This window comes from Pseudomonas sp. PAMC25584, from assembly GCF_058135675.1.
In genome coordinates, this window is record NZ_CM176870.1 from 2,838,702 (window position 1) to 2,856,609 (window position 17,908).

Genomic DNA, 17,908 nt, shown 5'->3' on the forward strand with positions numbered 1-17,908 from the left:
GGGCTTGCCCCCGATGGCGGCGTGTCAGCCGACATCTAATTGACTGATACACCGCTATCGGGGGCAAGCCCCCTCCCACAGGGGGGCGCGGTGTGCGTTATGTCTTGGCTGGCAGGCAATCCGGGGCGCGGTCGGACAGGGTTCGGGCCATGCCGATCAGGCGACGCAGATCCAGTGTGGGAGGGGGCTTGCCCCCGATGGCGGCGTGTCAGCCGACATCATAATTGACTGATACACCGCTATCGGGGTGGCGGTGGGTCCGCTTGCTCAGTGTTGACTGGCCCACCACCCGGCCCGACTCTCGATTCGTGACGTATCAGATCGGCTATTTGGGATACAGCGGCGGCAAGCTGGTGGTATCGGTGGCCGGGTCTTGCGCGCGTTCGGCCATCGGGATGGCTTTTACCGCGCGCCACAGTTCTTCACCCAGCCAGTAGTGGCCGCTTTCGCTGTACAGCGCGCCGTTCAGGCCGTCCAGCGCGTCGGACAGCGGCACGAAGCGCGCTGCCATGTCGGCCAGGGTTTCTGGTTGTTGCCGGGCCCAGGCGTCCAGGGCCTGGCGGGTGGCCTGGGGGTCGTTGGCCTGGGTCGCGCGCTTGAGGTCGTCGAGCAGGGTGCGCGGGCTTGGGCCGGTTTGTGCGGCGCGCTGCACCGCCGGTTGGCGACGCGCATGCCACCACAGGCCGAAACCCAGCAATGTAGTGCAGGCGAGGAGCAGGGTGCTCAGTTGCCACAGCCACAGGCGGCTATCGTCGGGCGCGGTGATGACGGTCGGTGTGGCAGGCGTGTCCACCACCAGGCTCGGGTTATTCGCCACTTGCAGGGTGCGGGCGGGCAGGCTGGTGCGTTCGAGGTGGTCTTCATGGGTGTTCCACCACACCACTTCCACCGCCGGCAATTCCAGGGCGCCGGCGCGGGTGGGTACCAGCGCTTCGCGGTCTTCACGGCTGCCGATCAGGCCACGGTCGTTGTTCTGGTTGCCGAGTACCGGTTGGTCCGGGTAGCGGCGCAGGCCATTGATCTCGGCGCTCGGCAGCCCCGGCAGTTGTGCGCTGGACAGGCCTTCGGCCTTGACCGTCAAGCTGCGGGTCAGGGAATCGCCGATCTGCACGTGGTCCGGCTCGGGGTTCCAGTTTTCGCTCAGGGTCAGGCTGCGTGCCGGTAGCCACGGCGCATCGGCGGGATACAACTCGGGCTTGGGTTTGACCGTCAACTCGATGGGCGCGGTGCTGACGTGAATCAGCTTGCCCGGCTTGGTGCCTTGCAGCGTGTTCTCCTGCGGCGGGCGCGACTCCACCAAGGTTGCGCTGAAGGTTTGCGCCGCAATCGTCAGGTTGCCGCTGTGCTGCGGGTAGATCGCGTAGCGGGTTTCGATCACGCCATGGCGAATGCTGTTGATGACTTTCTCGTAGGTGCGCGATTCGCCCAGTTGCTCGATACGCGCATCGGGAATCTGCAGCGGTGTGAGGCTGCTGTCGTCGTACAGCGACACCGAGTGATACACGCGTACCGTCAACAGTGTCTGGGCTTGAACGTACACGCTGTTCTGGTCGAGGTTGGACTCGACGAACACCGGCGCGAGTTCGGCGTTGGTGTCCTGGCTGGTGGTTTCCAACACTTGCAGGCTGATCGGCTGGGTCGTGTATTCACCCACTTGCAACGGCGGGATCACCACGGTGCCGTTTTCCTTGGGCAGCAGAGTGATGATCCAGCGCGTGGTGGCGTGGTTGTCGCCGCCGAGGGTGGTGAGTTGGTTGATCTGGCGGGTGCCGCTGACTTCGAACTGCGCATCCAGCGGCGACAGGTCGGGTTTGCCGAACTGGGTGACGTCGCTGGATTCCACCGTCAGTTCCACCGTTTCCCCGGAGTTGAGGCGGCTGCGGTCGACGCTCGCGACCAGGTTCGCCGCCTGGGCGTGGCCTGCCGATAACGCGAGCAGAAGCAGAAGGGTGGTGCGGCGGCTCATCGAGTCTTGTCCTGATGCTGTTGCTGTTCGTACCAGAATTTGCGGCGCAGCAGTTCGCCGGGGTTGTCCGGGATCTCCTGCAGCCATTGTTCCAGGGCCTGGCGATGTTCACCGTCCAGGCTGGCGTCGCTCGGGCGCAGCGGCGGGGTGGTGGTTTGCTCATCCCCCAGTTCGCTGCCTGGCACGTCATTGCCGCCCGCTTGTGGCGTGGCGCCGGCCTGGGTGTCGCCGGTGCCGGCCTCGCCCTGGCTGGGGGACGATGGCTCGCCACTCGTGGCACTTTGCCCGCTGGTGCCCGGTTGCGCAGTTTGGCCGGGTTGGGTGGTTTCGTCATCTTCGTTTTTTGCAGGCTTGGTCGACTCGGGCTGCGCATGTTGTTGTATCAGGCTTTCCACCAGTGCCTTGTTTTTCAGGGCCGGCAGCAGATCAGGCTGGGCTTCCAGCGCCTGCTCGTAGGCGTCGATGGCCGCTTCCAGTTCACCGGACCTGGCCAGCGCGTTGCCGCGATTGTAGTGGGAGTAGGCGTCGCTGCCCTCGGCAAAGCGCTTGATGGCCTCGGCGTAGTTACCCGCCTCGTACAGCGCCACGCCTTGCCATTGCGGGTCTTGGAAGCGTTCGGCGGCTTCGGCGGGGCGTTTTTTCTTCAGCAGGTACTGGCCTTGCTGGTCGGGGCGCAGCCACAGGTCCTGGAGTTCGAAGGCATAGCTGGGCTGCGGCGCGCCCAATAGCAGCAATGGCAGGCAGAACAGCCAGCCACGGCGCCCGGCGCAGGCCGCCAGCAGCAACAGCGGCAGCAGCAGCCAGTAACCCTGGTCGGCCCAGGTGTCGAGGTGCAGCAGTTGGCCGTCGTTGCGCAGGGCTTGCGGTGCGTCGAGCATGCCGAGTTGGCGCAGGTCCTTGTCGTCCAGGCGCGCGGCACGGTAGCGGCCGCCCATTTCGTCGGCGAAGGCTTTGAGGGTCGGGCTGTCGAGGCGCGGTACTAGGATTGCACCCTGTTCGTCCTTGAGGAACTCGCCGCTCTCCAGGGTCACCGGGGTGCCTTCGCGACTGCCGATGCCGAGGATCGACAGGCTTGGCGCCTGGCCGCTTTGCAGCAGCAAGCGGATGCCCTGGCGCTCCTGCTTGGACAGCGATGAGCCGATCAGCAACAACCGGCCCTGGCCGAGGCCGCCGTGCTTGAGCAGGTCCAGGGCTTTCTCCACGGCCAGGTCGGCACGGTGGCCGGGTTCAGGCATCAACGAGGGGCGTAGCGCTTCGAGCAGATTGCGGCTGGTGGCCAGGTCGTCCGACAGCGGCACCAGGGTGTGGGCGCTGCCGGCATACACGACGATGGCGGTTTGTGCGTCGCTGCGCGCCTGCAACAAGTCATACAGCTTGCGCCGCGCCTGTTCCAGGCGGCTGGGCGGGCTGTCGGTGGCGAGCATTTGCGGGGTCAGTTCGAGCAGCACCACCAGCGGATCGGAAGGCTTCTGGCTGGTCTGTTCCACCCGCTGCCAACTAGGGCCGAGCAAGGCCAGCACCGCCAGCAGCCAGGCGATACCGAGGATTACCCACGGCGATTTGCTTTCGCGCCCGTTGCCACCGCTGAGCAGCACGGCATGGAACGCCGGCGGCAGGATCATCTGCCAGCGCCCGGCGCGTTTTTGTCGATGCCAGAGTTGCCACAGCAACCAGCCGAGCAGCGGCAGCAGCAACAGCCACCAGGGACGGAACCAGTGCGGCCACAGGTCGATCATCGACGCCTCCGCAAACGCAGGCGTTTGAGGCGCTGGCGCCATTCAGGGTGCTGTTGCAGAAAATGCCCCTTGCTCGACAGTTTATTGAACAGCCGTTGCAGAGCGTTGTTCGGCCAGCGCTCCTGCACCACCAGCAACAGGCTGAGGATCAGCGCCAATGCCAGGGGGGCGCTGTACAGCGCCTGCGCCGGGCGGGCCTGGGTGGGTTGCTGTTCGACGGGTTCGAGTTGGTCGAGGGTCTCCTTGACCGCTTGCAGCTCTGCGCCATCGCGGGCACGGAAGTAGCGGCCGCCGGTAGCCTCGGCGATAGCCTTGAGCGCCGGCTCGTCGAGATCCAGGCTCGGGTTGACGCCCAGAATGCCGAGGGAGCCGGTTTGTTCAGGATCGGCGCCGATACCGATCGGGTAGATCTTCACCCCTTCTTCAGCGGCCAGGCGCGCGGCGGTCAGTGGGTCGATCCGGCCACCGTTGTTGGCGCCGTCCGTCACCAGGATCAGCACACGGCTTTGCGCCGGGCGCTGGCGCAGGCGTTTCAAGGCCAGGCCGATGGCGTCACCGATGGCGGTGTTCTTGCCGGCAATGCCGATGCGCGCTTCATCGAGCCAGGTGCGTACCGTGCGGCGGTCGAAGGTCAGCGGCGCTTGCAGGTACGCTTGGCTGCCGAACAGGATCAGGCCGACACGATCGCCTTCGCGCCCTTCAAGAAAATCGCCGAGCAGGTGCTTGACCAAGGTCAGGCGGCTGACGTCGTCGTCCTCCCAGTGCATGTCGGGGAAATCCATGGAGCCGGACACGTCCACGGCCACCAGCAAATCGCGGCCACTGGCGGCAATCGGCAGCGGTTCACCGAGCCATTCCGGGCGGGCGGCGGCGCTCAACAGCAGCAGCCACAGCACGACGAAAGGCGCCTGTTGCCGCCAGCCCGGCAGGTTCGAGCGGGCGCGGCGGCCCGCCAGGCCTTCGAGGTCGCTGAGGTAGCTGACTTTCAGCGCTGGCTCACCGCTGTCGGCTGCCGGCAGCAGCAGGCGCATCAACCAGGGGAGTGGCAACAGGGCGAAGATCCACGGCCAGGCGAACTCAAACATGTTTGCGAATCCAGGTGTCGACCGCCTGGGTCAGGCCGGCGATGGCTTTGTCGTCAAGTTTGCATTCGGGCTTATAGGCGCCTTCCACCAGCACCATCCAGCGCGTGAGGCCGGCGGCGGGGCAGCGGTTATCGAGAAACGCCAGCCATTTGCGGCCGTTGAGGGTGTGGCTCTGGCTGTAGGGGTAGTCGTTGCGGCATAGGCGCTTGAGCAAGCCATTAAGTTGCTGCAACCAGGCGCCGGCCGGCGCGCCGTCGTAGGGTTTGGGCATCAGGGCCAGTTCGGCCAGGGCGGTGATGCGCAGCGGGTCCAGCGGTTGTTCGGCGCGGGACACCGGGCGCCGCGTGGGCAGGAAACGGCGCAGCGACCACACGCCCCAGCCCAGCAGCGGGATCACCAGCAGTAACAGCCACCAGCCTGGCGCGGGCGGCCAGAAGCCGATCGCAGGCGGGGCGATCAGCGGTTGCAGTTGGTCGAGGCTGCTCATTGCTTTTTACCCGGGCGTTGCGAGTTGAGGTATTCGCGCAGTTGCTCGACCATTTCGCTCTGGGTGCTCAAGGGCATCAGCAATACCCGCAGTTTCTGCGCGAGCAGCTCCCAGCGTGCGATACGCGCTTCGGCCTGGGCCTTGTAGGCCTGGCGCAAATCGACGTTCAGTGTGTCCAGTTCCAGTTGCGCGCCGCGTTCGGCAAAGCGCAGCAGCCCGGCGGCGGGTAGGGCATGGTCGAGCGGGTCGGAGATCGGCAACAGCAGCAGGTCGCAGTGGCGTGACAGCAGGCTCAGTTGTTGTTCGGCGCCTTCGGTCAGTGCGCGCTCGTCGCAGATCACGATCACCAGGCTGCCCGGGCGCAGCACTTCACGGCCACGGCGCAGGGCCATGCCCAAGGCGTCGGTTTCGGGGCTGCTTTCGGTGTTCAGGCTCTGGTTGACCCGTACCAGGCGGTTGAGCAGTTGCAGCAGGCTTTGCTTGCTGCGTCGCGGTTTGATTTCGTAGTGCTCGTTGTCGCCGAAGACCAGCCCGCCGACACGGTCGTTATGCCCCAGCGCCGCCCAGCCGATCAGGCTGGCCGCCTGGGCTGCGAGCACCGACTTGAACATCTGTCCTGAACCGAAAAACAAGCGGCAGCTTTGCTCGACCATGATGAAAATCGGGCGTTCGCGCTCTTCGTGGAACAGCTTGGTGTGCGGCTCCTGGGTGCGCGCAGTCACGCGCCAGTCGATGGTGCGCACATCGTCGCCGGCCTGGTAGACGCGTACCTGGTCGAAGTCGACTCCACGCCCGCGCAGCTTGGAGTGGTGCAGGCCGATCAGTGGGCTGCGTTGGCTCGGCGTGGAAAACAGCTGCACTTCGCGCACGCGGTGGCGCATCTCAATCAATTCGCCGAGCGTGACGCGGATTCCCAAGCTTGCGTTTATCGATTTCAAGCGACGGCAACGACGTCGAGAATGCGTTGCACGACGCGGTCCTGGTCAATCCCGGCGGCTTCGGCCTCGAACGATAGAATGATGCGATGGCGTAGCACGTCGAACAGCACCGCCTGGATATCTTCCGGGCTGACGAAGTCTCGCCCGGCCAGCCAGGCATGGGCACGGGCGCAGCGGTCAAGGGCGATCGAGCCGCGTGGGCTGGCGCCGTAGGCAATCCACTCGGCCATTTCCGGGTCGAATTTGGCCGGGGTGCGTGTGGCCATGACCAGTTGCACCAGGTATTCCTCCACCGCATCGGCCATGTACAGCCCGAGGATTTCCTTGCGAGCGGCAAAGATTGCCTGCTGGCTGACGCGGCGCTCGGGCTTGGTTTCGCCATTGAGCGCCTCGCCACGGGCCTGCTGCAGGATGCGCCGCTCCACGGCAGCGTCCGGGAAACCGATCTTGACGTGCATCAGGAAACGGTCGAGCTGGGCTTCGGGCAGCGGGTAGGTGCCTTCCTGCTCGATGGGGTTTTGCGTGGCCATCACCAAAAACAGCGGCGACAGCTCGTAAGTACTGCGGCCCACACTGACCTGGCGCTCGGCCATGGCTTCGAGCAAGGCCGACTGCACCTTGGCCGGGGCGCGGTTGATTTCGTCCGCCAGCACCAGGTTGTGAAAGATCGGTCCTTGCTGGAACACGAAACTGCCGGTTTCGGGGCGATAGATCTCGGTACCGGTGATGTCGGCGGGCAACAGGTCGGGGGTGAACTGGATACGATGGAACTGCGCTTCAATGCCTTCGGCCAACTCCTTGATGGCCTTGGTCTTGGCCAGGCCCGGCGCGCCTTCTACCAGCATATGGCCGTCGGCAAGCAAGGCGATCAACAGGCGATCGATGAGTTTTTCCTGGCCGAGAATCTGCGTAGAAAGAAAAGTTCGCAGCGCAAGCAGCGCTTCACGATGTTCCATCGATGACGGTTCCTGGAGAGATGAGCCCGGTGGTCGAGAAGCAACGCCGGGCTTGGGAGGCTTACTTTAATGCATCGAGGGGGGTGGCGACTAACGGCGTAACGAGTATTTTTGGCAAAACCTGTAGGAATTTTGTGTGGGAGGTAATCACGCCCGGACGTAGGTGCCAGTGCCTTTGAGGATGTTTTGCAAGGTTTCCTCCACCTCGGCCAGGTCCGATGCGGCTGTGGCGTGGGTGATCTCCAGGTGATCCTTGCCACCCATTGCGTCGGCATCACCCGCTGCCAGCTCTACCCGTAACGTCGTGTCACTCAGCGTGACCTTCAGCCCATCCAGGGTTGACGGCTCGTAATCCCAGGTCAGCTCCACTTCATCTTCATCGGGGTAGCGGGTCAGCATGAACATCTCGCCGCTTTGACCGTGGCAGCAGAGCATGGCCATGTTGTCTTCTTCGTCGTCACATGGGTTGACGATCAGGTTGGTCGTGATCAATTGCATGGCAGTCCTATGAGTTTATTGGCCGCAAAAGCAGGATTCTGCCACTGCGGCCATATTTATGTCGGTATGAATTCAATCCGTGCGTCATGGTTTGAGTGAAAAGTTTTTAACCGCGTTGGCGAAGGGCGCCGCGGCGTTGCCAAGTGCACTTGTCGCGATGGGCGTCACGGTTCGCCAGGCTCCGTCGAGTATGCGATCAGGTCCCCCGGCCGGTTATTGACAGTGTCATCTATTCCGATACCTACCCGCCCCAATCCCGCCGCTAACGAGACGGCGGTCAGTAAATAACCTACAGGGGGAAATGCGAACCCTAGTGGCGCGAGCACTGTGGTGCCCAAACTCAGATACCCCAACGCTTTGATGACGGTGTTTTTTGTATGGTCTGTATTGAGCACGAATTGATAGTACGCGTCTGATCGAGTGGCAGACTCGGTGCGTTTCTGCGTTTCCTTGAAGGGGTCGTCCACTGTCTTTCCGGCGAACATGCCGCCCTCTTTCCAAGCGTGGAGCCGTTCGTAGTAAGCAGCGGCACCTTGTTCTTTTGCCAGGTGTTGGTGGATCTGCAAGCGCTTTTGAATGCCGCCATAAAACAGGGTGCTGGGTGCGTCGTCCATAAGGAAATGACTTAAAAATGAGTGTTCATTATTGGGGTCGGCAATGTGTGCGCCGAGCCACTTATTCATTTCTTTGGGTGAGTCGGACGGAATGATTTTAGGGGCGTTGCCTGGCATGAAGAGCAGCGTTCTCTGGGTTTTCTTGTCTCGAACATAGAATACGTCTGAAGACTGGGCACAGCTGTAACTGAGGAGTTTTATTTCCAGGTCAGGGTCTGGCTGGTAGGGCGTGTTGAGATCGTCAGGTGTGAGTTGTGCGAATGATTTGCCGTGTGGCGTTGCGGCTGCCCGCTCAGCGAGGCGCAGGTCTTCCTTGCTTAGGGAGTGATGGTGATATTGCTGGCTGGCGGCGTGTAAGAAATTAAACTTTATACGCGTCGGATATGCTTTTCGGTTCGTGTCCCAATAGTGATCAATGTACGTGTCGTATGGCTTTTTATAGGCGTGGTCCCACGTCATTTTCATAAAGTCGTCAGGCGACAGGGGAACCTGGTTTCAGCGCTGTATGCGTTGGGGGACGAACTGTCGGGCTCGGTATAAAGACCTGTGTAGTGCGTTGAAATCCTTTCTCCGTCAGGCGCATCGAAGACGCCGTTGATACTGGGCTGGTCTTTAGAATGCCTTGAGTTTTCTTGTATATCAAAACTGGGCTTGCCGTTCTTATAAGTTGAATATCTAAACAGCGGCATGCCTGACGGTAGTTCTTCGCCCTGAATGTTTCGCATGGCTGCATCGGTGAGTGAGATTTTTTTTATGACATATCCCTTGCGGGGGCGCGTGTACGAAGTGTGGTCGTAAGCGATGGTCGTCAAGTAGGTTTTATCTGGATCAACATCTAATCCAACTTGCGTTTTGCAGCTTCCACGTTTCGAACCGCTCTTGGTCACTGCTCGGCTGCGGCCTGGCGGCCGGCTGATTATATTTATCCCACTCGGCAGAATATACGCCGCTGTCGGCGAACGAAATCGGCGGTTTGATGGTGTCCGGTGACGGGGTGGATTGCGAAATGATGGGCGAGGGAGCTGTTGGCGTAATCATGACGGGCCTGCAATAGATGACGGTCGGTAAGCCACGCTCCCTGTGTTTTTTTGATTGGCGGTTGGCGCAGGAAAAGTTCCCTGATGTTCGAGGTCTGTTGCTTGATGTGCTGTAGGTATGTGCCGACGGGCTTCGAGTGTGTTAGCTATCATTGGCTTGATACCTGCGGCGGTGACCGGTTTTTTTGTAGTCTGGAGCGTGTGGTTGCTCTTTGTGCAACCCTGCATTGCCAGCCGATGACCGAATATGTCGCAGCGCCGCAAGCAGCTGTCTTCCTACACTCGTTAAGCTGCGCAACGGATGTGCCCTCTGTCGGGAGCCAGACCTGCCCGTCACACCGTCGCCTGGCAAGGTGTACGTCTAATGGAAGTTGTATGTGACCTGATCGTCTTGTCCAGCTTCACCCACCTGTCACCCTGATTCGTTTATGGTGCTTACATCGTTACCTGCGAACAGAGCTGACGGTCTCCCCGCAAGGGGATAACACGCGACGCTTCCATCAATAACAAGCCCAAGCGGAGTACCACAGATGGCGTTCTTCACCGCAGCCAGCAAGGCCGACTTCCAGCATCAACTGCAAGCGGCACTGGCGCAGCACATCAGTGAACAGGCACTGCCACAAGTGGCGCTGTTCGCTGAACAATTTTTCGGCATCATTTCCCTGGACGAACTGACCCAACGTCGTCTTTCCGACTTGGCCGGTTGCACCCTGTCTGCCTGGCGCCTGCTTGAGCGCTTCGACCACACCGAGCCCCAGGTGCGGGTCTACAACCCCGATTACGAACGTCATGGCTGGCAGTCGACCCACACTGCGGTCGAAGTGCTGCACCATGACCTGCCATTTTTGGTCGACTCGGTGCGTACCGAGCTCAACCGCCGTGGCTACAGCATCCACACCCTGCAAACCACCGTGCTCAGCGTGCGTCGTGGCAAAAAAGGTGAGTTGCTGGAAATCCTGCCTAAAGGCACCCAGGGCGAAGGCATCCAGCAAGAATCGCTGATGTACCTGGAAATCGACCGCTGCGCCAACACCGCCGAACTGAGCGTGCTGAGCAAAGAACTGGAGCAGGTGCTGGGCGAAGTGCGCGTGGCCGTGGCCGATTTCGAGCCGATGAAAGCCAAGGTCCAGGAACTGTTGGCCGGTATCGACGCCAGCCAGTTCAGCATCGACGGCGAAGAAAAAGCCGAGATCAAGAACTTCCTGGAATGGCTGGTGGGCAACCACTTCACCTTCCTCGGCTATGAAGAGTTCGTGGTACGTGACGAGGCCGACGGCGGTCATATCGAATATGACGCCGGCTCCTTCCTCGGTCTGACCAAGCTGCTGCGCGCCGGCCTCACCGCCGACGACCTGCGCATCGAAGACTACGCCGTGTCCTACCTGCGCGAGCCGGCCGTGTTGTCGTTCGCCAAGGCCGCACACCCTAGCCGCGTTCACCGCCCGGCCTATCCGGACTACGTGTCGATCCGTGAGATCAACGCCGACGGCAAGGTCATCAAGGAATGCCGCTTCATGGGCCTGTACACCTCGTCGGTGTACGGCGAAAGCGTGCGGGTGATTCCTTATATCCGCCGCAAGGTCGCGGAAATCGAACGCCGTTCGGGCTTCCAGGCCAAGGCTCACCTGGGCAAGGAACTGGCGCAGGTGGTCGAAGTATTGCCGCGTGATGACCTGTTCCAGACCCCGGTCGATGAGCTGTTCAGCACCGTGATGTCGATCGTGCAGATCCAGGAGCGCAACAAGATCCGCGTGTTCCTGCGCAAAGACCCCTACGGTCGCTTCTGCTACTGCCTGGCCTACGTGCCGCGTGACATCTACTCCACCGAAGTGCGCCAGAAGATCCAGCAAGTGCTGATGGATCGCCTGAAAGCCTCGGACTGCGAGTTCTGGACGTTCTTTTCCGAGTCCGTACTGGCCCGCGTGCAACTGATTCTGCGGGTCGACCCGAAGAACCGCCTGGACATCGACACGCTGCAACTGGAAAAAGAAGTGGTGCAGGCCTGTCGCAGTTGGCAGGACGACTACTCCAGCCTGGTGGTCGAAAGTTTCGGCGAAGCCCACGGCACCAACGTGCTGGCGGACTTCCCGAAAGGCTTCCCGGCCGGCTACCGCGAGCGTTTTGCCGCGCATTCGGCCGTGGTCGACATGCAGCACTTGCTCAGCCTGACCGAAGCCAACCCGTTGGTGATGAGCTTCTATCAGCCGCTGGGCCAGGTGTCCGGCCAGCGCGAGCTGCATTGCAAGCTCTACCATGCCGACACCCCGCTGGCGCTGTCCGACGTCCTGCCGATCCTGGAAAACCTCGGCCTGCGCGTGCTGGGTGAGTTCCCGTATCGTCTGCGTCACGCCAAGGGGCGTGAGTTCTGGATTCACGATTTTGCCTTCATCGCCGCCGAAGGCGTGAACCTGGATATCCAGCAGCTCAACGACACCCTGCAGGACGCGTTCGTGCATATCGTCCACGGCGACGCCGAGAACGATGCGTTCAACCGCCTGGTGCTGACCGCCGGCCTGCCATGGCGCGACGTGGCGCTGCTGCGTGCCTACGCCCGTTACATGAAGCAGATCCGCCTGGGCTTCGACCTGGGTTATATCGCCAGCACCCTGAACAACCACACCGACATCGCCCGCGAGTTGACCCGGTTGTTCAAGACGCGCTTCTACCTGGCACGCAAGCTCGCCGCCGACGACCTGGAAGACAAGCAGCAACGCCTGGAACAAGCGATTCTCAGCGCCCTGGACGACGTTCAGGTGCTCAACGAAGACCGCATCCTGCGTCGCTACCTGGACCTGATCAAGGCCACGCTGCGCACCAACTTCTACCAGACCGACGCCAACGGCCAGAACAAGTCGTACTTCAGCTTCAAGTTCGACCCGCGGGCCATTCCTGAGCTGCCCAAGCCGGTGCCGAAGTTTGAAATCTTCGTCTACTCGCCACGCGTCGAAGGCGTGCACCTGCGCTTTGGCAACGTTGCGCGTGGGGGCCTGCGTTGGTCCGACCGTGAAGAAGACTACCGCACCGAAGTGCTCGGCCTGGTAAAAGCCCAGCAAGTGAAGAACTCGGTGATCGTGCCGGTGGGCGCCAAGGGCGGCTTCCTGCCGCGTCGCCTGCCATTGGGCGGCAGCCGCGACGAGATCGCGGCCGAGGGCATCGCCTGCTACCGCATCTTCATTTCCGGCCTGTTGGACATCACCGACAACCTCAAGGACGGCGCCCTGGTGCCGCCGGTCAACGTCGTGCGGCATGACGGTGATGACCCGTACCTGGTCGTCGCAGCCGACAAAGGCACCGCGACGTTCTCCGATATCGCCAACGGCATCGCCATCGACTACGGCTTCTGGCTGGGCGACGCGTTCGCTTCCGGTGGTTCGGCCGGTTACGACCACAAGAAAATGGGCATCACCGCCAAGGGCGCGTGGGTCGGCGTGCAGCGTCACTTCCGTGAGCGCGGCATCAACGTGCAGGAAGACAGCATCACGGTGGTTGGCGTCGGCGATATGGCCGGTGACGTGTTCGGTAACGGCCTGTTGATGTCCGACAAGCTGCAACTGGTCGCGGCCTTCAACCACCTGCATATCTTCATCGACCCGAACCCGAACCCGGCGACCAGCTTCGTCGAGCGTCAGCGCATGTTCGAGCTGCCGCGTTCGGCGTGGACCGACTACGACACCAGCATCATGTCCGAAGGCGGCGGCATCTTCTCGCGCAGCGCGAAGAGCATTGCCATCTCGGCGCAGATGAAAGAACGCTTCGACATCAAGGCCGACAAGCTGACCCCGACCGAACTGCTGAACGCCTTGCTCAAGGCGCCGGTGGACCTGTTGTGGAACGGCGGGATCGGGACTTATGTCAAGGCCAGCACCGAAAGCCATGCCGATGTGGGCGACAAGGCCAACGACGCGCTGCGCGTCAACGGCAACGAGCTGCGCTGCAAGGTGGTGGGCGAGGGCGGTAACCTCGGCATGACCCAACTGGGGCGTGTGGAATTCGGCCTCAATGGCGGCGGTTCGAACACCGATTTCATCGACAACGCCGGTGGCGTGGACTGTTCCGACCACGAAGTGAACATCAAGATCCTGCTCAACGAAGTGGTGCAGGCCGGCGACATGACCGACAAGCAACGCAACCAGTTGCTGGCGAGCATGACCGACGAAGTCGGCAGCCTGGTGTTGGGCAACAACTACAAGCAAACCCAGGCCCTGTCCCTGGCCGCCCGCCGTGCCTACGAGCGTGCCGCCGAGTACAAGCGCCTGATGAGCGACCTGGAAAGCCGTGGCAAGCTGGACCGTGCCATCGAGTACCTGCCGACCGAGGAACAGCTCGTCGAGCGCGCCGCCACCGGCAAGGGGCTGACCCGTCCGGAGCTGTCGGTGTTGATCTCCTACAGCAAGATCGACCTCAAGGAAGCCCTGCTCAAGTCGCAGGTGCCGGATGACGAGTACCTGACCCGTGACATGGAGACCGCGTTCCCACCGAGCCTGGTCGCCAAGTTCGGCGAGGCGATGCGTCGCCACCGTCTGAAGCGCGAGATCGTCAGCACCCAGATCGCCAACGATCTGGTCAACCACATGGGCATCACCTTCGTTCAACGACTCAAAGAGTCGACCGGCATGAGCCCGGCGAACGTGGCCGGCGCTTATGTGATCGTGCGTGACATCTTCCACCTCCCGCACTGGTTCCGTCAGATCGAAGCCCTGGACCACCAGGTTTCTGCCGACGTGCAACTGGAGTTGATGGACGAGCTGATGCGCCTGGGCCGTCGCGCTACGCGCTGGTTCCTGCGCAGCCGTCGCAACGAGCAGGACGCCGGGCGTGACACCGCACACTTCGGTCCGCACCTGGCGGCGTTGGGCCTCAAGCTCGACGAACTGCTGGAAGGCCCGACCCGCGAGGGTTGGCAGAACCGCTATCAGGCCTACACCGAAGCCGGCGTACCCGAGCTGTTGGCACGCATGGTTGCAGGCACTACCCACCTGTATACCTTGCTGCCGATCATCGAAGCCGCCGACGTGACCGGGCATGACGCCGCCGAAGTGGCCAAGGCCTACTTCGCCGTCGGCAGCGCCCTGGACTTGCCGTGGTACCTGCAGCAGATCAGCGATCTGCCGGTGGCCAACAACTGGCAGGCTGCGGCCCGCGAAGCCTTCCGCGACGACGTGGACTGGCAGCAACGGGCGATCACCATTTCCGTACTGCAAATGGCCGACGCGCCACAAGACATGGAAGCCCGCGTGGCCCTGTGGCTTGAGCAGCACCAGGACATGGCCGATCGTTGGCGCGCAATGATGGTGGAAATCCGTGCGGCGGTTGGCACGGACTACGCCATGTACGCGGTGGCCAACCGTGAGTTGCTCGACTTGGCGTTGAGTGGTCAGTCGGTGCTGCAGCCGGCTTGATTCAGCGGTAAAGCAACGGTGGGAGGGGGCTTGCCCCCGATAGCGGTGTATCAGTCATGTAGTTGTTGACTGACACGCTTCTATCGGGGGCAAGCCCCCTCCCACATTTTGTTTGTGCGTTTACTGGAGATCAGTGGTGCTTGAGTAGTTTGGTTTCCAGCTGATCCAGGTGCTGGGTCATCAACGACACGGCTGCGCTGACATCCTGTTGCTCCACCGCCTCCACGATTGCTACATGCTCCTGCCACGCGCAGTACGTGCAGGCTTTCGCTTGAAACTGCGCAATGATCAACGACGTCAATGGCACCAGGCTATTGAGGAACTGTGCCAGCGGCCCATTGCCGGCAATGGCCGCCAATTGCAGGTGAAACTCCCCCGACAAGCGAATCGCCGGCCCGCGCTGGTCGCCCTGGATGCACTCGCGTTCGCGGGCAATCAGCTCGCGCAGTTGGCGTATCTGCGCGGGCGTGGCCTGTGCGCAGGCCAGTTGCACCACGGTCATTTCCGTCAGGCGTCGTGCTTCCAGAATCTGCCGCGTTTGCTGTGCATCTGGCGTAGCCACTTGGGCGCGCTGGTTCGGGCGCAGGATGATCACTTGTTGCTGGGATAGCTTGGCCAGTACCCGGCGAATCACGCTGCGGCTCACACCAAAGGTTTCGCCCAGGCTGTCTTCGGTAAAGCGGCTGGAGGGGCCGATGCGTTGTTCGAGGATAGCGTCGAACAGCCGAGGGTAGAGGTCATCCACGGCGGGCTTTTTACCCGCCACCAGGCGCAGGGCAGGGAGGATGGGATCGCGTTGCAGGGCGTGGGCGGTCATGGCCGGTCTCCAAAAAATCAGCTACCCAGGTGGTCGTCCGGGATGTTCAAGCGAATGCCCATGCGCAGGCCTTCCTGGAGGATGTGTCGGCGCATCTCGGCACTTGCCAGCGCGCTGTTTTTGTTGCGGATGGCGCGCACCACGGCGTCGTTTTCCTGCAGGCGCTCCGCGAGGTGTTCGGGAGAATTGCGCAGCACCTGGGCGCTTTGCTTGAGGGCGTTGCTGGTTTGCTGCACTACGTTCTGGAAGATCGGGTTGGAGGTGAGGGCGAACAGTTCTTCGTGGAAACCGATGTAGGCGTTCATGCCCGCTTCGGCGTCGCCGGCGTCCAAGGCTTCGCGCATGTCCATCAACGTCAGGCGCAGTTGGCCGACTTCCTTGCTGCTGATGGATTGGGCCACCAGGCCGACAATGAACGGCTCCAGGGTGTAGCGCAGTTGCAGGATGTCTTCGAGGCTGGCGTCGGCCACGGCGTCGCTCGATTGCGGCTCGCTGATGCTGGTTTCCAACACCACTACGCCCTTGCCGGGCATGGCGCGCACCAGGCCGAGGGTTTCCAGCACGATCACGGCTTCACGCAGGCTCGGGCGGCTGATGCCCATTTGTTCGGCCAGTTCACGCTGGCCGGGCAGCATTTCGCCCCGGCGCCACTGGCCCCGCGCCAGGGCGGCACGGAGTTTTTCTACGACTGAATTGACGACGGTTGAGGGGGTGATCACGTCGATGGCTCCTTGATGTTGCGAATACAATTGCCACAAAGGCGACGATTAAGTGTGGGAGCGGGCTTGCCCCAGATAGCACTGTATCAGTCACCTGCGATGAGGCTGATCCACCGCAATCGGGGCAAGCCTCCTCCCACAGGTGATCTGCGTCGATCATGCAAATGGATCAGAACTCCTGATGCGCTGGCACTACCGGTTTTTTAGCCTGGAACGCATACCCCTGCTCACCGTCGAGCACCTTGTTCGCGCGCTGGATGTCGATGTCTTTTTCCCAGCGCGCAATGGCGATGGTTGCGACGCAGTTGCCGATCAGGTTGGTCAATGCGCGGCCGATGCCCATGAACCAGTCCACGGCCAGCACCAGCACCAGGCCGACCACCGGAATCGCCGGGATGGCCGTGAGTGTCGCCGCCAGAATCACCAGCGCCGAGCCCGGAATGCCATGCGCGCCCTTGGAGGTGATCAACGATACCAGCAGGATGGTCAGCAGGTCGGTCATCGACAGCGGTGTGCCGGTGGCGTTGGCGATAAACACGATGGCCAGGGTTAGGTAGATCGAGAAACCGTCGAGGTTGAACGAATACCCCGTCGGAATCACCAGGCCCACGGTAGAGCTGCCAATGCCCAGGTGCTCGAGTTTACGCATGATCTGTGGCAAGACCGCATCGGATGACGCGGTGCCCATCACGATCAGTAGCTCTTCGCGCAGGTACTTGAGCAGCGGCAGCATGCGCAGGCCGGACAGGCGCATGACCAGGCCAAGAATGAGCGAGACGAAGACAAAGCAGGTCAGGTAGAACAGACCCACCAGACTGCCCAGGTGTTGCAGCGAATCCAGGCCGTAGGTGCTGGTGGTAAAGGCGATCGCCCCGAACACGCCAATCGGCGCCAGGCGCACGATCATGCCCATGATGCGGAAGATCACATGGCTCAGTTCGTTGATCAGCCGCGAGATGCCCGAAGCGGCTTCGCCCACCAGGTTCAGCGCGCTGCCGAACAGTACCGAGAACAGCAGCACTTGCAGCACGTTGTTGTCGGCAAATGCGCCGATCACCGAGTTGGGGATCAGGTCCATCAGGAACTGGCTGGTGCCCTTGATGTGCTGGCCCTTGTCGGCCAGTTCATGCAGGCCGGCGGAGGACAATTGCTCCAGGTGGATATTTGCGCCGGTGCCGATACCGGTGCTGAAGGCCATGATCAGGCCGATCACCAAGGCGACGGTGGTCAGCACTTCAAAGTAAATCACTGACTTCAAGCCGATGCGCCCGACCTTTTTCAAGTCGCCGGCGCCGGAGATACCGCTGACCACCACGCAGAACACGATCAGGCCAATCAGCATCTTGATCAGCTTGATAAAGCCGTCACCCAAGGGTTTGAGTTGCGAGGAATATTCGGGGAGGGCCAAGCCGCAGATGATGCCGAGCATCAGACCTATCAAGACTTGCAGGAAAATCGAACGCGAGCACCATCTGAGCATGGGAGGGATCTCTATGCGGTGCCCTGGTGGTTCCAGGGCTTAATTGTTGTGGTCTTACCGGTAAGTCCAGTGCGTGGCCAGTCTACGCTTGGGTTTTTCCCGATCACAAGTAAATATTCCGCGCTTGGCGGGTTGCGGTCTGACCAGTTGCTCTGTGAGGGCGGCGCTTGAGCGGT

General features: G+C 61.8%; 13 protein-coding genes. 1 reads left to right on the top strand and 12 read right to left on the bottom strand.

Features of this window, described 5'->3' with window-relative positions:
* Nucleotides 1-325: 325 nt before the first annotated feature.
* The 9 genes from ACS5Q8_RS13050 to ACS5Q8_RS13090 form a co-directional block, all read right to left on the bottom strand.
* The gene (locus tag ACS5Q8_RS13050; RefSeq protein ID WP_443695251.1) at nucleotides 326-1,966 is read right to left on the bottom strand and encodes a BatD family protein; all 1,641 of its coding nucleotides are present in this window, start codon (nucleotides 1,964-1,966) and stop codon (nucleotides 326-328) included.
* The gene (locus tag ACS5Q8_RS13055) at nucleotides 1,963-3,702 is read right to left on the bottom strand and encodes a vWA domain-containing protein (protein WP_465160282.1); all 1,740 of its coding nucleotides are present in this window, start codon (nucleotides 3,700-3,702) and stop codon (nucleotides 1,963-1,965) included. The genes ACS5Q8_RS13050 and ACS5Q8_RS13055 overlap by 4 nt, the downstream gene beginning before the upstream one ends.
* Nucleotides 3,699-4,787, bottom strand: coding sequence for a vWA domain-containing protein (locus tag ACS5Q8_RS13060; RefSeq protein ID WP_276197847.1), 1,089 nt, complete (start codon nucleotides 4,785-4,787; stop codon nucleotides 3,699-3,701). Before ACS5Q8_RS13060 ends, ACS5Q8_RS13055 begins: the two co-directional genes overlap by 4 nt.
* Nucleotides 4,780-5,274, bottom strand: coding sequence for a DUF4381 domain-containing protein (locus ACS5Q8_RS13065; RefSeq protein WP_276197848.1), 495 nt, complete (start codon nucleotides 5,272-5,274; stop codon nucleotides 4,780-4,782). The genes ACS5Q8_RS13060 and ACS5Q8_RS13065 overlap by 8 nt, the downstream gene beginning before the upstream one ends.
* Nucleotides 5,271-6,203 carry a DUF58 domain-containing protein gene (locus ACS5Q8_RS13070; RefSeq protein WP_276197936.1) on the bottom strand — a complete coding sequence of 311 codons (933 nt, stop codon included), beginning with the start codon at nucleotides 6,201-6,203 and terminating at the stop codon, nucleotides 5,271-5,273. Before ACS5Q8_RS13070 ends, ACS5Q8_RS13065 begins: the two co-directional genes overlap by 4 nt.
* Before the next feature lie 5 nt (nucleotides 6,204-6,208).
* On the bottom strand, nucleotides 6,209-7,168 hold the full coding sequence (locus ACS5Q8_RS13075; protein ID WP_017739127.1) for an AAA family ATPase: 960 nt from the start codon (nucleotides 7,166-7,168) through the stop codon (nucleotides 6,209-6,211).
* A gap of 147 nt (nucleotides 7,169-7,315) precedes the next feature.
* On the bottom strand, nucleotides 7,316-7,666 hold the full coding sequence (locus ACS5Q8_RS13080; RefSeq protein ID WP_276197849.1) for a hypothetical protein: 351 nt from the start codon (nucleotides 7,664-7,666) through the stop codon (nucleotides 7,316-7,318).
* Between the two features lie 164 nt (nucleotides 7,667-7,830).
* Complete coding sequence (locus ACS5Q8_RS13085) at nucleotides 7,831-8,745, bottom strand: dermonecrotic toxin domain-containing protein (RefSeq protein ID WP_465160283.1); 915 nt, start codon at nucleotides 8,743-8,745, stop codon at nucleotides 7,831-7,833.
* Nucleotides 8,742-9,167 (bottom strand): hypothetical protein, encoded by a 426-nt coding sequence (locus tag ACS5Q8_RS13090; protein ID WP_443695258.1) that lies wholly within the window; start codon nucleotides 9,165-9,167, stop codon nucleotides 8,742-8,744. Before ACS5Q8_RS13090 ends, ACS5Q8_RS13085 begins: the two co-directional genes overlap by 4 nt.
* 680 nt (nucleotides 9,168-9,847) lie before the next feature.
* Here ACS5Q8_RS13090 and ACS5Q8_RS13095 point away from each other — a divergent pair.
* On the top strand, nucleotides 9,848-14,716 hold the full coding sequence (locus ACS5Q8_RS13095; protein ID WP_465160284.1) for an NAD-glutamate dehydrogenase: 4,869 nt from the start codon (nucleotides 9,848-9,850) through the stop codon (nucleotides 14,714-14,716).
* 130 nt (nucleotides 14,717-14,846) lie between these two features.
* Here ACS5Q8_RS13095 and ACS5Q8_RS13100 read toward each other — a convergent pair whose 3' ends face one another.
* From ACS5Q8_RS13100 to ACS5Q8_RS13110, 3 genes are all read right to left on the bottom strand, one after another.
* Nucleotides 14,847-15,533: a GntR family transcriptional regulator gene (locus ACS5Q8_RS13100; RefSeq protein ID WP_426101726.1), complete on the bottom strand. Its 687-nt coding sequence runs from the start codon at nucleotides 15,531-15,533 to the stop codon at nucleotides 14,847-14,849.
* A 17-nt stretch (nucleotides 15,534-15,550) separates the two neighbouring features.
* Nucleotides 15,551-16,252, bottom strand: a complete 702-nt coding sequence (locus ACS5Q8_RS13105; RefSeq protein ID WP_247401638.1) for a FadR/GntR family transcriptional regulator — start codon at nucleotides 16,250-16,252, stop codon at nucleotides 15,551-15,553.
* 169 nt (nucleotides 16,253-16,421) lie between these two features.
* Nucleotides 16,422-17,747 (bottom strand): C4-dicarboxylate transporter DctA, encoded by a 1,326-nt coding sequence (locus ACS5Q8_RS13110; RefSeq protein ID WP_426101734.1) that lies wholly within the window; start codon nucleotides 17,745-17,747, stop codon nucleotides 16,422-16,424.
* Between the last annotated feature and the right edge of the window lie 161 nt (nucleotides 17,748-17,908).